Raw genomic sequence first — 13,064 nt, 5'->3', positions numbered from 1 at the left:
GGTTCACACGAGGTTTATCCATGCACGATCCCCACAGCGAACGCATGAGCGGCAGCGAGACCCGCGCCGCAGGCGGCCTGGCCCTGGTGTTCGCCTTCCGTATGCTGGGCATGTTCATGGTGCTGCCGGTACTGGCCACCTATGGCATGGACCTGGCGGGCGCCACGCCGGCGCTCATCGGCCTGGCCATCGGTGCCTATGGCCTGACCCAGGCCGTATTGCAGATTCCGTTCGGGGTCATTTCCGACCGCATCGGCCGTCGGCCGGTGATCTACCTGGGGCTGGTGATCTTTGCCCTGGGCAGCGTGCTGGCAGCGCAGGCCGACTCGATCTGGGGCGTGATCGCCGGGCGCATCCTGCAGGGTGCGGGCGCCATCTCCGCGGCAGTCATGGCGTTGCTCTCGGACCTCACCCGCGAACAGCACCGCACCAAGGCCATGGCCATGATCGGCATGAGCATCGGCCTGTCGTTCGCCGTGGCGATGGTCGTGGGGCCTCTGGTAACGCGGGCCTTCGGCCTGTCGGGGTTGTTCCTGGCCACCGCGGCGATGGCGGTGGTGGGCATCGGCCTGATCGCCTTCGTGGTGCCGGCCTCCAACGGCCCGCTGGCGCACCGCGAGTCGGGCGTGGCCAAGCAGGCCCTGGGGCCGACACTGCGTCACCCCGACCTGCTGCGCCTGGACGTCGGCATCTTCGTGCTGCACGCCATCCTCATGGCCAGCTTCGTCGCCTTGCCGCTGGCGTTCGTGGAGCGTGGCGGGTTGCCGAAAGAGGAGCACTGGTGGGTCTACCTCACCGCCTTGCTGGTTTCATTCTTCGCAATGATTCCGTTCATCATCTACGGTGAAAAAAAGCGCAAGATGAAACGTGTCCTGCTGGGCGCGGTCAGTGTGCTCATGCTCACAGAGCTGTTTTTCTGGGAGCTGGGCAACAGCCTGCAGTCACTGGTGATCGGCACGGTGATCTTCTTCACCGCCTTCAACCTGCTCGAAGCCTCGTTGCCTTCGCTGATCAGCAAGGTGTCGCCGGCCGGTGGCAAGGGCACGGCGATGGGGGTGTATTCCACCAGCCAGTTCCTGGGGGCGGCGCTGGGCGGGATCATGGGTGGCTGGTTGTTCCAGCATGGCGGCTTGAGCGTGGTTTTCCTGGGGTGCGCAGGCCTCTGTGCCCTTTGGTTGGCCATAGCTGTTACTATGCGCGAACCACCTTACGTGACGAGCCTGCGCTTGCCGTTGTCGCCAGAAGCGATGCGCGAAGCGGGCTTGACCGAGCGCCTCAAGGCCGTGCCGGGTGTGACCGACGCAGTGGTGGTGGCAGAGGAAGCCGCCATCTATATCAAACTGGATACACAAATTTTGGATCGTACGGCCCTGGAGCTGCTGGTAAACCCGGCGCCCGCGGCGTGCCAAGCCTAGGAGAACGTTATGGCCCGTGGGGTTAACAAAGTCATTTTGGTCGGCACTTGCGGCCAGGACCCTGAAGTTCGCCACCTGCCCAACGGCAACGCGGTGACCAACCTCAGCCTGGCCACCAGCGAGCAGTGGACCGACAAGCAGACCGGCCAGAAGGTCGAGCGTACCGAGTGGCACCGTGTGTCGATGTTCGGCAAGGTTGCCGAGATTGCCGGCGAGTACCTGCGCAAGGGTTCGCAGGTGTACATCGAGGGCAAGCTGCAGACCCGCGAGTGGGAAAAGGACGGCATCAAGCGTTACACCACCGAGATCATCGTCGACATGCAGGGCACCATGCAGCTGCTGGGTGGTCGTCCGCAGAACCAGGACGGTTCGCAGCAGGGTGGCAACAACTACAACCAGGCCCCGCGTCAGCAGGCGCCTCAGCAGCGTCCGCAGCAGGCCCCTCAGCAGCGCCCTGCGCCGCAACAGCCTGCGCCGCAGCCGGCTGCCGACTTCGACAGCTTCGATGACGACATCCCGTTCTGAGCCCTGGCCAACGCCGCGCTTCAAGACAAACGCCCGATGCACTGCATCGGGCGTTTTGCGTTCTGGGGAAACCTCGGTGGGCGGTGGCCCTGACACGCTTGCGATGTTCAGCGTACGTGCGGGCCTCGCGGTACCTCTAGCGGGCCGCCAGGAGGTGAAGCGGCCCGTGAGCACTCACGCCGCGGCCACGCCTTGGCCCACCAGCCCCGCCAGTGCATTGAGCATCGGTGCGCGATACTCCACGTCCTTCTCGTTCCAGTACACATGACCGGCTGGCAGGTCGACATTGAAGAAGCTTTCGTAGTAGCTGCCTGGCGCCGAATCCGAACGGTCGTTGCCGAACACCTTCAGGCGCACCGCACCCGCTTCAAGCCCGGTGTCCGCCTGGTGCAGCGCAATCACGCTGAAGCGCTCGCCGACCGCCCCGGGGCCATCGACCAGCTCGATTTCATACAGCTGTGCCAGCGCCTCGATGAACCGCTCGGTCTCCAGGCCCAGCGACGAGATCTCGAGCCCGTCGCTGTAGAAGTGCGCCTGTATCACGTTCATCTCGCCATCGAACCCCGGCTGCACGTCGCGCCGCAGCCGCGCCCGCACACCCACCGAGTGCCCGGCGAACGCGGCACGCAGGTCAAAGTGGTAGTGCACGTCATCCTGCATCAGGTGCTGCACCTGAAACACGCAGTCCACAAAACCTTCTTCGCCAAACTGCTCCAGCAGCGGCAACCCGTTCTTGTCCAATTGCATCATGCAGTCCCTTGGCGATGGTGGTCAGGCTGGCGATTATGCACCCGTTGCGCGCATCGATAATCCGTTTTAATGGTGCTTGGCCCGATCTTGGCTAGAGTGAATATTGACGACCACCCAGTGGCCGCCACCGTGACTGTTCACGAGACGCCGGCAATGCTCCGCGCGTCCACCACCTGATCAGGAGTGCACGATGGATCTCAACCGTCGGCAATTTTTCAAGGTCGCCGCCATCGGCCTTGGAGGTTCGAGCCTGGCGGCGCTGGGCATGGCCCCCACGCCGGCCTTCGCCGAACAGATACGCCACTTCAAGCTGGCCCGCACCAAGGAGACCCGCAACACCTGCCCCTACTGCTCGGTCGGCTGCGGCCTGATCCTGTACAGCCAGGGCGATGCGGGCAAGAACGTGGCGCAGAGCATCATCCACGTTGAAGGCGACGCCGATCACCCCGTCAACCGCGGCACCCTGTGCCCCAAAGGTGCAGGCCTGCTGGACTTTATCCACAGCCCCAGTCGCCTGCAGTACCCGCAGGTGCGCAAGCCGGGCAGCAACGAGTGGACGCGCGTCAGCTGGGATGAGGCCATGGACCGCGTGGCCGAGCTGGTCAAGGCCGACCGCGACGCCAACTTCATCGAGAAGAACGCCCAGGGCCAGACCGTCAACCGCTGGCTCAGCACCGGGTTCCTCGCGGCCTCGGCGGCTTCCAGCGAAGCCGGCTACCTGACCCACAAGGTCATTCGCAGTTTGGGCATGCTGGGGTTCGACAACCAGGCGCGTGTCTGACACGGCCCGACGGTGGCAAGTCTTGCCCCGACGTACGGCCGTGGTGCCATGACCAATCACTGGACCGATATCGCCAACGCGAACCTGATCCTGGTGATGGGCGGCAACGCAGCAGAAGCGCACCCGTGCGGTTTCAAATGGGTGACCGAAGCCAAGGCGCACAACCAGGCGCGGCTGATCGTGGTCGACCCACGGTTTACCCGTACCGCCTCGGTGGCCGATTACTACGCGCCGATTCGCACCGGCAGCGACATCGCCTTCATGGGCGGCCTGATCAACTATCTGCTCAGCACTGACCAGATCCAGCACGAGTACGTGCGCAACTACACCGACGTGTCGTTCATCGTCAAAGCCGGCTTCGGCTTCGAGGACGGGCTGTTCAGTGGCTACGATGCGGCCAAGCGTACCTATGCCGACAAGTCCGGCTGGGGCTACGAACTGGGTGAAGACGGTTTCGCCAAGGTCGACCCGACCCTGCAGGACCCGCGCTGCGTCTACCAGCTGATGAAGCAGCACTACAGCCGCTACACCCCGGAGCTCGCCAGCATGACCTGCGGCATGCCCCAGGCCAGCATGCAGAAGATCTGGGAAGAGATCGCCACCTGCTCCACACCCGGCAAGACCATGACCATCCTCTATGCCCTGGGCTGGACCCAGCATTCGATCGGTGCGCAGATCATCCGCAGCGCGGCGATGGTGCAACTGCTGCTGGGCAACGTCGGCATGCCGGGTGGCGGGGTCAACGCCCTGCGCGGGCACTCCAACATCCAGGGCTTGACCGACCTGGGCCTGCTGTCCAACTCCTTGCCGGGCTACCTGACCCTGCCCGGTGATGCCGAGCAGGACTACGACGGCTACATCGCCAAGCGCGCCCTCAAGCCGCTGCGCCCAGGGCAGCTGTCGTACTGGCAGAACTACGGCAAGTTCCACGTCAGTCTGATGAAGGCCTGGTATGGCGCCAACGCCACTGCCGAGAACCACTGGGGCTACGACTGGCTGCCCAAGCTCGACATCCCAGGCTACGACGTGCTCAAGATGTTCGACATGATGGGCAGGGGCGAGGTGCACGGCTACATGTGCCAGGGCTTCAACCCGATTGCTGCGCTGCCCGACAAGAACCGCGTCACTGCCGCGCTCAGCAAGCTCAAGTGGCTGGTGGTGATGGACCCGCTGGCCACCGAAACCTCGGAGTTCTGGCGCAACGCAGGGCCGTACAACGACGTCAGCACGGCCGACATCGCCACCGAGGTCATCCGCCTGCCCACCACCTGCTTCGCCGAGGAGGACGGTTCGCTGGTCAACAGCAGCCGCTGGCTGCAGTGGCACTGGAAGGGCGCCGACGGCCCGGGCGAAACCCGTACCGACGTGCGCATCATGAGCGACCTGTTCCTGCGCCTGCGTGAACGCTACCGCGCCGAGGGTGGCGCGTTTGCCGAACCGCTGCTCAACCTCAGCTGGCCGTACAAGGTCGCCGATGAACCCTCCCCCGAAGAGCTGGCCAGGGAGCTCAACGGCGTGGCCGTGACCGATCAGGTCGATGCCACCGGCGCCGCGCTCAAGGGCGGCCAGCAACTGTCGGGGTTCGCCCAGCTCAAGGACGATGGCAGTACCGCGTCCGGCTGCTGGATCTTCTGCGGCAGCTGGACCGAGCAGGGCAACCAGATGGCTCGGCGCGACAACAGCGACCCGTATGGCATGAAGCAGAACCTGGGCTGGGCCTGGGCCTGGCCGATGAACCGGCGAATCCTCTACAACCGTGCCTCGGCCACTCCGCAAGGCCAGCCCTGGGACCCGAAAAAACGCCTGGTATGGTGGAACGGCAAGGCCTGGACCGGCACCGACACCCCGGACTACAAGGCCGACGTGCCCCCCGAGGCGGGCATGAACCCGTTCATCATGAACCCCGAAGGGGTGGCCCGGTTCTTCGCCGTCGACAAGATGGCCGAAGGCCCGTTCCCCGAGCACTACGAACCCTTCGAGACGCCGATCGGGATCAACCCGCTGCACCCCACCAACAAGAAGGCCACCAGCAACCCGGCCGGACGCATCTTCGACTCGGTGTGGGACACCCTCGGCCAGGCCAAGGACTACCCCTACGCGGCCACCACCTACCGGCTGACCGAGCACTTTCACTTCTGGAGCAAGCATGCGCGCCTGAACGCCATCGCCCAGCCCGAGCAGTTCGTCGAGATCGGTGAAGTGCTGGCGCAGCAGAAGGGTATCCAGGCCGGCGACCGGGTGCGGGTGAGTTGCAAGCGTGGGCATATCGAGGCGGTGGCGGTCGTCACCAAGCGGATTCGTCCGCTGCAGGTCAACAACCAGACCGTGCACCAGGTCGGTATCCCGCTGCACTGGGGCTTCACCGGGCTGACGCGGCATGGCTACCTGACCAACACCCTGGTGCCGTTCCTCGGCGATGGCAATACACAGACCCCGGAATCGAAGTCGTTCCTGGTCAACGTGGAGAAAATCTGATGGCCAGCCAAGACATCATTGCCCGTTCGGCCACCACCACGCTGCCCCCCTCGGTGCGCCAGCAGGAGCAGGTCGCCAAGCTGATCGACACCACCAAGTGCATCGGCTGCAAGGCCTGCCAGGTGGCGTGTTCGGAATGGAACGAGCTGCGCGACGAGGTGGGTCACAACCACGGCACCTATGACAACCCGCAGGACCTCAGTGCTGAAAGCTGGACGCTGATGCGCTTCACCGAGCACGAGACCGCCGACGGCAACCTGGAGTGGCTGATCCGCAAGGACGGCTGCATGCACTGCGCCGACCCCGGCTGCCTCAAGGCCTGTCCCAGCCCGGGGGCGATCATCAAGCACGCCAACGGCATCGTCGACTTCAACCAGGACCACTGCATCGGCTGCGGCTACTGCATCACCGGCTGCCCGTTCAACATCCCGCGCATCTCGCAGAAGGATCACAAGGCCTACAAGTGCACCCTGTGTTCCGACCGCGTGGCCGTGGGGCTGGAGCCGGCCTGCGTGAAGACCTGTCCCACCGGCGCCATCGTGTTCGGCAGCAAGACCGACATGCAGGAGCACGCCGCCGAACGCATCGTCGACCTCAAGTCGCGGGGCTTCGAGCATGCCGGTCTGTACGACCCGGACGGCGTGGGTGGCACCCATGTGATGTACGTGCTGCACCACGCCGACACGCCGCGCGTGTACGCGGGGCTGCCCGACAACCCGGTGATCAGCCCGCTGGTCGGGCTATGGAAGGGCGTGAGCAAACCGCTGGCGCTGCTGGCCATGGGGGCGGCGGTGCTGGCCGGGTTCTTCCACTACGTGCGCATCGGCCCGCAGCGGGTCGAGGAAGAGGATGACGAGCATCCTGACACCAGCGTGCATCAGGTCGACCCGTCGGTGCATGTGTATGACCCGGGCAAGCCCACCGCACCAGGGGAGCAACGGCCATGAAGCACAAGCCGATACTGCGTTACACCGCCAACGAGCGCACCAACCACTGGCTGGTGGCGATCCTGTTCTTCATGGCGGCACTGTCGGGGCTGGCGCTGTTTCACCCGGCGCTGTTCTGGCTCAGCCACCTGTTCGGCGGCGGGCCGTGGGCACGCATCCTGCACCCGTTCATGGGCGTGCTGATGTTCGTGCTGTTCCTGGGGCTGGTGCTGCGCTTCTGGCGGGCCAACTTCATCACCGCCACCGACCGGCAGTGGCTGCGCCGGGTCGACCGGGTGATCCGCAACGAGGAGGAGGGCGTACCACCGGTGGGCAAGTACAACGCCGGGCAGAAGCTGCTGTTCTGGACCCTGCTGGCGTGCATGCTGGTGCTGCTGGTGAGTGGCGTGGTGATCTGGCGTGCCTACTTCAGCGCGTACTTCGGTATCGACACCATTCGCCTGGCCACCCTGCTGCATGCCCTGGCCGGCTTCGTGCTGGTGCTGAGCATCATCGTGCACATCTATGCCGGCATCTGGATCAAGGGCTCGGTCAGCGCCATGCTGCATGGCTGGGTCAGCCGCGCGTGGGCGCGCAAGCACCATGCGCTATGGTACCGGGAGGTCACTCGGGACGAGCGGCCCGACACGCACAAAGGAGCCAAGCCTTGAGTACCGTGATGGAACCCGATCAGATCCAGGCGTCGGCCAGTTCGCCGCCGTTTCTGCACCCGCCACCGCCCCAGCTGTTTGCGCTGCGTGCCGAACGCCTCGACCTGCTGGCCGAGGGGCATGCGCTGGGCGACTACCTGCGCTTCGTGGCCGGGTTGTGCCGCGTGCAGCAGGGGTTGCTGGACAGCCCGCCGGCAGCGGCCATGCCCGACCCGCAGCGCCTGCAGCTGTGCGTGACCCACGGCCTGGCGCCACTGGCCGCCGACAGCCTGGTGCGCGAGGACGCCTGGCAGGGCTGGCTGGATGTCCTGTTGCAACGCTACGAGGCGTCTTCGCCGCTGGCGCATCAGGCCCAGACGCAATTGCGCGAGGCCGGGGCAGGGCAGCGCATGGTGTGGGCGCTGGCACTGCTGGGCGGGCAGTACAGCGCGGTGCCGGCGGCGCTGGTGCCGTTTCTGGGGGCCGCGCTGCAGGCGGCGTGGAGCCATTGGCTGCTGGCCATGCCCGGCGTCGAACTCAAGCCCGGCGACAGCCTGGGGCAGTGTCCGGCATGTGGTTCGCCGGCGATGGCCGGGGTAATCCGCCACCGCGGCAAGTACAACGGCCTGCGCTACCTGGTGTGTGCGTTGTGTGCCTGTGAATGGCATGCGGTGCGGGTCAAGTGCGTGTATTGCGAGCAAAGCAAGGGCTTGCAGTACTTCAGCCTGGAGGATGACCGCCATGTCGCCGGGCAGGCGCCGTTGCGGGCCGAATGCTGCCTCGAATGCCACAGTTACCTGAAGCTGGTCTACCTTGAAAGCGATGCGCAATCGGAGGCCCTGTCGGCAGACCTGGCCAGCCTGGCACTGGACATGCGCCTGGATCAGGAGGGCTACCAGCGCCTGGCGCCGAACCTGTTGCTGGCCCCGGGCCTGTAGGGCGGCCTTGCGCGAAGGGCGCACTACACTGTGGGATCCGACCCTGCGCGGTGTTCCATTCGCCGGCAAGGCCGGCTCCTACATAGGCCGGAGCGTTTTTGCATGTCCTCCAACGTCACTCAGTGCACCCACCGTCTACCCTCCATCGACACCCTCCTGCGCAGCCCTGCCTGCGTTCCCCTGGTGGACCGCTACGGCCGCGACGCCGTGCTCGCCACCTTGCGCCAACTGCTCGATGACCTGCGCGAGCCCGCCCGCCACGGCCAGCTCGGCGCTGCCGAACTGGCGCCCGAGGTGCTCGCCGGCCGCACCAACGAACGCCTCGCCGCCCGGCACCGCAGCCACATCCGCCGGGTGTTCAACCTCACCGGCACCGTGCTGCACACCAACCTGGGCCGCGCGCTGCTGCCCGAAGCCGCCATCGAGGCCGTCCAGCTTGCCGCGCGCCACCCCCTCAACCTCGAGTTCGACCTGGACAGCGGCAAGCGCGGCGACCGTGACGACCTGATCGAAGGCCTGATCCGCGAGCTCACCGGCGCCGAGGCCGTGACCGTGGTCAACAACAATGCCGCCGCCGTGCTGCTGGCGCTCAACAGCCTGGGCGCGCGCAAGGAGGGCATCATTTCGCGCGGCGAACTGATCGAGATCGGTGGTGCATTCCGCATCCCCGACATCATGGCCCGCGCCGGGGTCAGGCTGCACGAGGTGGGCACCACCAATCGCACCCACGCCCGCGACTACGAAGCGGCAATCAACCCGCGCAGCGGCCTGCTGATGCGCGTGCATTGCAGCAATTACAGCATTGAAGGCTTCACCAGCCATGTGCCCACCGCCGAGCTGGCGCAACTGGCCCACCAGCACGGCCTGCCGCTGCTCGAAGACCTGGGCAGCGGCAGCCTGATCGACCTGACCCGCTGGGGCCTGCCCGCCGAACCCACGGTGCGTCAGGCCCTGGCCGATGGCGCCGATATCGTCACCTTCAGCGGCGACAAGCTGCTCGGCGGTCCGCAGGCCGGGATCATCGTGGGCAGCAAGGCGCTGATCGCGCGCATCAAGAAGAACCCGCTCAAGCGTGCCCTGCGGGTCGACAAGTTGACCCTCGCCGCGCTGGAAGCGGTGCTGGGCCTGTACCGCGACCCCGACCGCCTGGCCGAGCGCCTGCCCAGCCTGCGCCTGCTGACCCGGCCGCAAGCCGAGATCCTGGCCCAGGCCGAACGCCTGGCGCCGCGCATGGCACAGGCGTTGGGCGCGTCGTGGAGCGTTGCCGCGCTGCCTGCACTGGGCATGATCGGCAGCGGCAGCCAGCCGGTGGCACGCCTGCCCAGTGCTGCGCTGTGCATGCGCCCACAGGTGTCCAAGCGCCTGCGCGGGCGCAGCCTGCTGGCGCTGGAAGCGGCCTTGCGCGCGTTGCCCATCCCGGTGCTCGGGCGCCTGGACGACGACGCGCTGTGGCTCGACCTGCGCCAGCTGGATGACGAACCCGCGTGGCTGGCGCAGCTGGCGCAACTGGCGGTACTGCCCACGTGATCGTCGGCACCGCCGGGCACATCGACCATGGCAAGACCGCGCTGCTCGAAGCCCTCACCGGCCAGGCTGGCGACCATCGGCGCGAAGAACGTGAACGCGGCATCACCATCGACCTTGGCTACCGTTATGCAGCGCTGGCGGCGGATGCGCCGTTGACCGGCTTTGTCGACGTGCCGGGCCACGAGCGGTTTATCCACAATATGCTGGCCGGCGCCCAGGGTATCGACCTGGTGCTGCTGGTGGTGGCGGCCGACGACGGGGTGATGCCCCAGACCCGCGAGCACCTGGCCATCGTCGAACTGCTGGGCATCGCGCAGGCGCTGGTGGCCATCACCAAATGTGACCGGGTCGAGCCGGCGCGGGTGCAGGCGGTGCAGGCCCAGGTGCGCGGGCTGCTTGCGCCGGGACCGTATGCCGGGGCGGCGCAGTTCGCGGTGTCGAGTGCCAGCGGCCAGGGTATCGAGGCACTGCGTCAGGCATTGCTCGCCGCGCAGCACGCCCTGCAGCCGCGTAGCCAGGGTGGCGCTTTTCGCCTGGCCATCGACCGGGCCTTCAGTGTGGCCGGGGCCGGTATCGTGGTCACGGGCACCGCGTTGTCCGGGCAGGTTCAGGTGGGCGACAGCCTGCTGCTGGGCAAGGCGGGCAAACCGGTGCGGGTGCGCGGCTTGCACGCGCAGAACCAGGTCGCGACCCAGGCCTTCGCCGGGCAGCGCGTGGCCCTGAACATCAGCGCCGAGCGGCTGGCGCTGGAGCATATCCACCGCGGCGACTGGCTGCTGGCCGAGTGGCTGCATGCGCCTACTCAGCGGCTGGATATCGAACTGCACCTGCTGGCCGGGGAAGCCCGTGCACTCGAGCATTTCAGCCCGGTGCACCTGCACCTGGGCACCCAGGACGTCACCGCCCGCGTCGCATTGCTGGAAGGCGAGCGGCTGGCGCCCGGGGCGCGCATGTTCGCGCAGTTGCTGGTCAACGCGCCGGTGCAGGCGGTGCATGGCGACCCCGTGGTGCTGCGCGACCAGAGTGCCCAGCGCACCCTTGGCGGCGGGCGCGTACTCGATCCATTCGCCCCGGCCCGCCAGCGCCGCAGCCCGCAGCGGCTGGCGCAGCTGCAGGCACTGGCGGCGGCCGACAGCCTGGAACAGGCCTTGCCGGCGCTGCTTGCGCAAGGCACGGGCGGGCTCGACCCGCAGCGCCTGGAGCGCCAGTTCAATCGCTTGCGCAGCCACTGGCGGCTGGATGCGCAGGTGCAGGTGGTGGCCACGCGGCAGGGGCCGCTGCTGTTCGACACGACGCAATGGCAGGCGCTCAAGGCCCGGGTGCTGGCGCAACTGGCGCGCTTTCACGAGCTCGAACCCGACCAGCTCGGCCCTGACCGCGACCGCCTGCGCCGTTTCGCCAGCCTGGCACTGGAGCGGCCGGCGTTCATCAGCCTGGTGGACGAGTTGCTGGGCGAGCAGGCGATTGCCAGCAGCGGCCCGTGGCTGCACCTGCCCACGCACCAGGCGCGCCTGAACGAGGCCGACACGGCGCTCTGGCAACAGGTGCAACCGTTGCTGCTGGCGGCGCGTTTCGATCCGCCCTGGGTGCGCGACCTGGCCCGCGCCACCGGCAGCGAAGAAGCCGAGGTACGGCTGCTGCTGCGCAAGATGGCGCGTCTGGGCCAGGTGCACCAGGTGGTGCGCGATCTGTTCTATCCCGAGGCCACAGTGCGGCAAATGGCGGCTATGCTGTTGCGCATGGCGGGTGATGAGGTGCAGGTGACGGTTTTTCGTGATGCGCTGGGTATCGGGCGCAAGCGCAGCATCCAGGTGCTGGAATACTTCGATCGCATCGGCCTGACCCGGCGCCTGGGCGACCAGCGCCGCATTCGCCGCGACAATGCCCTGGCTCAACCGGGCGACAACTGAATTCAAGGAAGGCAATCGCGCCCGGTGGCGCGGCCGGGCTTCAAACCCGGTTGGGGACGGCAGCCGTTCCCGGGCAGGTTCGACTCCGGCTGCCTTCCGCCATTTTTCGCGGGGCCTCAGGCCACCCGTTCACCGCACAGGTCCAGGGCGAACCAGTGCTCGGCGGTGTCGATGTCCAGCCCCGCGCCCAGCAGGGCGAACAGCTTGCCCAGCGCCGCCTCGCGGGTCATGCCGCCGCCCGATACCAGGCCGGTCTCGCGCAGGCGGCTGCCGGCGGCGTAGGTATCGAACAGCACACTGCCCTCGATGCACTGGCTGATGGCGGCAATTAGCACGCCACCCTGGCGCGCCTCCTGCAACGCCTGCATCAATGCTGCATCTTCCGATGGGCCGGTGCCGCTGCCATAGCATTCAAGCAGCAGGCCGCGCACGCCGCTCGCCACCAGTGCCTGCACCTGCTCGGCCTGCAAGCCGGGGTACACCGGCAGCACCGCCAGTTTCACCGGCACCCGCGGTTGGGCATAGCCGAGTACCGCGGGCAACGCGCTGGCGCGGCTGCCTTCGCGGTGGCGCGCCGGCGCGGCAAACGCATCGAAGGCCTCGCTGCGCAGTTTGCTGGCCCGTGCGCCGTGCAGCAGCTGGCCTGCGAAATACAGCTGCACGCCGCTTTGCAGGCCGCTTTCGAGCAGGGCCAGGGCGCCGTGCAGGTTGTCCCAGGCGTCGCTATGCGGTGCGCCGGCCGGCAGCATCGAGCCGGTGAGCACTACCGGCACATCCAGCCCCAGCAGCAGGAACGACAACGCTGCTGCGCTGTAGGCCAGGGTGTCGGTGCCGTGCAGCAGCAGGATGCCGTCGTGGCCATCACGCGTCACCGCTGTGACGATGGCCGCCTGCATGGCCAGCCAGTTGGCCTGCTGCATGTTGGCGCTGTCGAGCAGCGGTGACATCTCCTGCAGGCGCCAGTGCACCCGGGGTGGCGTCGGGTGCGTGTCCAGCCAGGCGCGCATGCGTGCCTCGAAGCCACCGGCCGGCGCCAGGCCATGGGGCGTTTGCAGCATGCCGATGGTGCCGCCGGTGTAGAGGACGAGAAGGTTCTTGACCGCGCGCATGGTGAGCATTCCAGGCAGGTGAGAAAGGGGCATCGCGAATCGGCTGCCGCCCGCGAAC

At 67.0% G+C, this 13,064-nt stretch carries 10 protein-coding genes and 1 tRNA gene; 9 read left to right on the top strand and 2 right to left on the bottom strand.

The features are described from left to right. Nucleotides 1–20 precede the first annotated feature (20 nt). Together LOY33_RS23095 and LOY33_RS23090 are read left to right on the top strand one after the other, a co-directional pair. Complete coding sequence (locus tag LOY33_RS23095) at nucleotides 21–1,415, top strand: MFS transporter (RefSeq protein ID WP_054916437.1); 1,395 nt, start codon at nucleotides 21–23, stop codon at nucleotides 1,413–1,415. Between the two features lie 9 nt (nucleotides 1,416–1,424). Beyond that, on the top strand, nucleotides 1,425–1,940 hold the full coding sequence (locus LOY33_RS23090) for a single-stranded DNA-binding protein (RefSeq protein WP_043861918.1): 516 nt from the start codon (nucleotides 1,425–1,427) through the stop codon (nucleotides 1,938–1,940). 174 nt (nucleotides 1,941–2,114) lie between these two features. Here the strand turns inward: LOY33_RS23090 and LOY33_RS23085 are convergent, their stop codons facing one another. Beyond that, nucleotides 2,115–2,687 (bottom strand): hypothetical protein, encoded by a 573-nt coding sequence (locus LOY33_RS23085; RefSeq protein WP_052504272.1) that lies wholly within the window; start codon nucleotides 2,685–2,687, stop codon nucleotides 2,115–2,117. Between the two features lie 193 nt (nucleotides 2,688–2,880). On the opposite strand from LOY33_RS23085, the gene fdnG reads away from it, so the two are divergent. The 7 genes from fdnG (at nucleotide 2,881) to LOY33_RS23050 (ending at nucleotide 11,999) form a co-directional block, all read left to right on the top strand. Beyond that, nucleotides 2,881–5,946 (top strand): formate dehydrogenase-N subunit alpha, encoded by a 3,066-nt coding sequence (fdnG, locus tag LOY33_RS23080; protein WP_146094976.1) that lies wholly within the window; start codon nucleotides 2,881–2,883, stop codon nucleotides 5,944–5,946. Beyond that, nucleotides 5,946–6,893 carry a formate dehydrogenase subunit beta gene (gene fdxH, locus LOY33_RS23075; RefSeq protein ID WP_043861915.1) on the top strand — a complete coding sequence of 316 codons (948 nt, stop codon included), beginning with the start codon at nucleotides 5,946–5,948 and terminating at the stop codon, nucleotides 6,891–6,893. Before fdnG ends, fdxH begins: the two co-directional genes overlap by 1 nt. After that, nucleotides 6,890–7,543 carry a formate dehydrogenase subunit gamma gene (locus tag LOY33_RS23070; RefSeq protein ID WP_058541929.1) on the top strand — a complete coding sequence of 218 codons (654 nt, stop codon included), beginning with the start codon at nucleotides 6,890–6,892 and terminating at the stop codon, nucleotides 7,541–7,543. Before fdxH ends, LOY33_RS23070 begins: the two co-directional genes overlap by 4 nt. Continuing rightward, nucleotides 7,540–8,460 (top strand): formate dehydrogenase accessory protein FdhE, encoded by a 921-nt coding sequence (fdhE, locus tag LOY33_RS23065; RefSeq protein ID WP_058541928.1) that lies wholly within the window; start codon nucleotides 7,540–7,542, stop codon nucleotides 8,458–8,460. Before LOY33_RS23070 ends, fdhE begins: the two co-directional genes overlap by 4 nt. Before the next feature lie 102 nt (nucleotides 8,461–8,562). Next, nucleotides 8,563–9,987 (top strand): L-seryl-tRNA(Sec) selenium transferase, encoded by a 1,425-nt coding sequence (gene selA / locus LOY33_RS23060; protein WP_058541927.1) that lies wholly within the window; start codon nucleotides 8,563–8,565, stop codon nucleotides 9,985–9,987. After that, the gene (gene selB, locus LOY33_RS23055; protein WP_058541926.1) at nucleotides 9,984–11,897 is read left to right on the top strand and encodes a selenocysteine-specific translation elongation factor; all 1,914 of its coding nucleotides are present in this window, start codon (nucleotides 9,984–9,986) and stop codon (nucleotides 11,895–11,897) included. Before selA ends, selB begins: the two co-directional genes overlap by 4 nt. A 6-nt stretch (nucleotides 11,898–11,903) precedes the next feature. Next, a tRNA-Sec gene (locus LOY33_RS23050) sits at nucleotides 11,904–11,999 on the top strand. Nucleotides 12,000–12,013: 14 nt separating this feature from the next. Here the strand turns inward: LOY33_RS23050 and LOY33_RS23045 are convergent. Then, nucleotides 12,014–13,006, bottom strand: coding sequence for an asparaginase (locus LOY33_RS23045; RefSeq protein WP_258660216.1), 993 nt, complete (start codon nucleotides 13,004–13,006; stop codon nucleotides 12,014–12,016). Between the last annotated feature and the right edge of the window lie 58 nt (nucleotides 13,007–13,064).

This window comes from Pseudomonas sp. B21-036, assembly GCF_024748925.1.
Taxonomy (GTDB): Bacteria; Pseudomonadota; Gammaproteobacteria; order Pseudomonadales; family Pseudomonadaceae; genus Aquipseudomonas; species Aquipseudomonas palmensis.
This window is presented reverse-complemented; position numbering and strand designations above follow the sequence as displayed.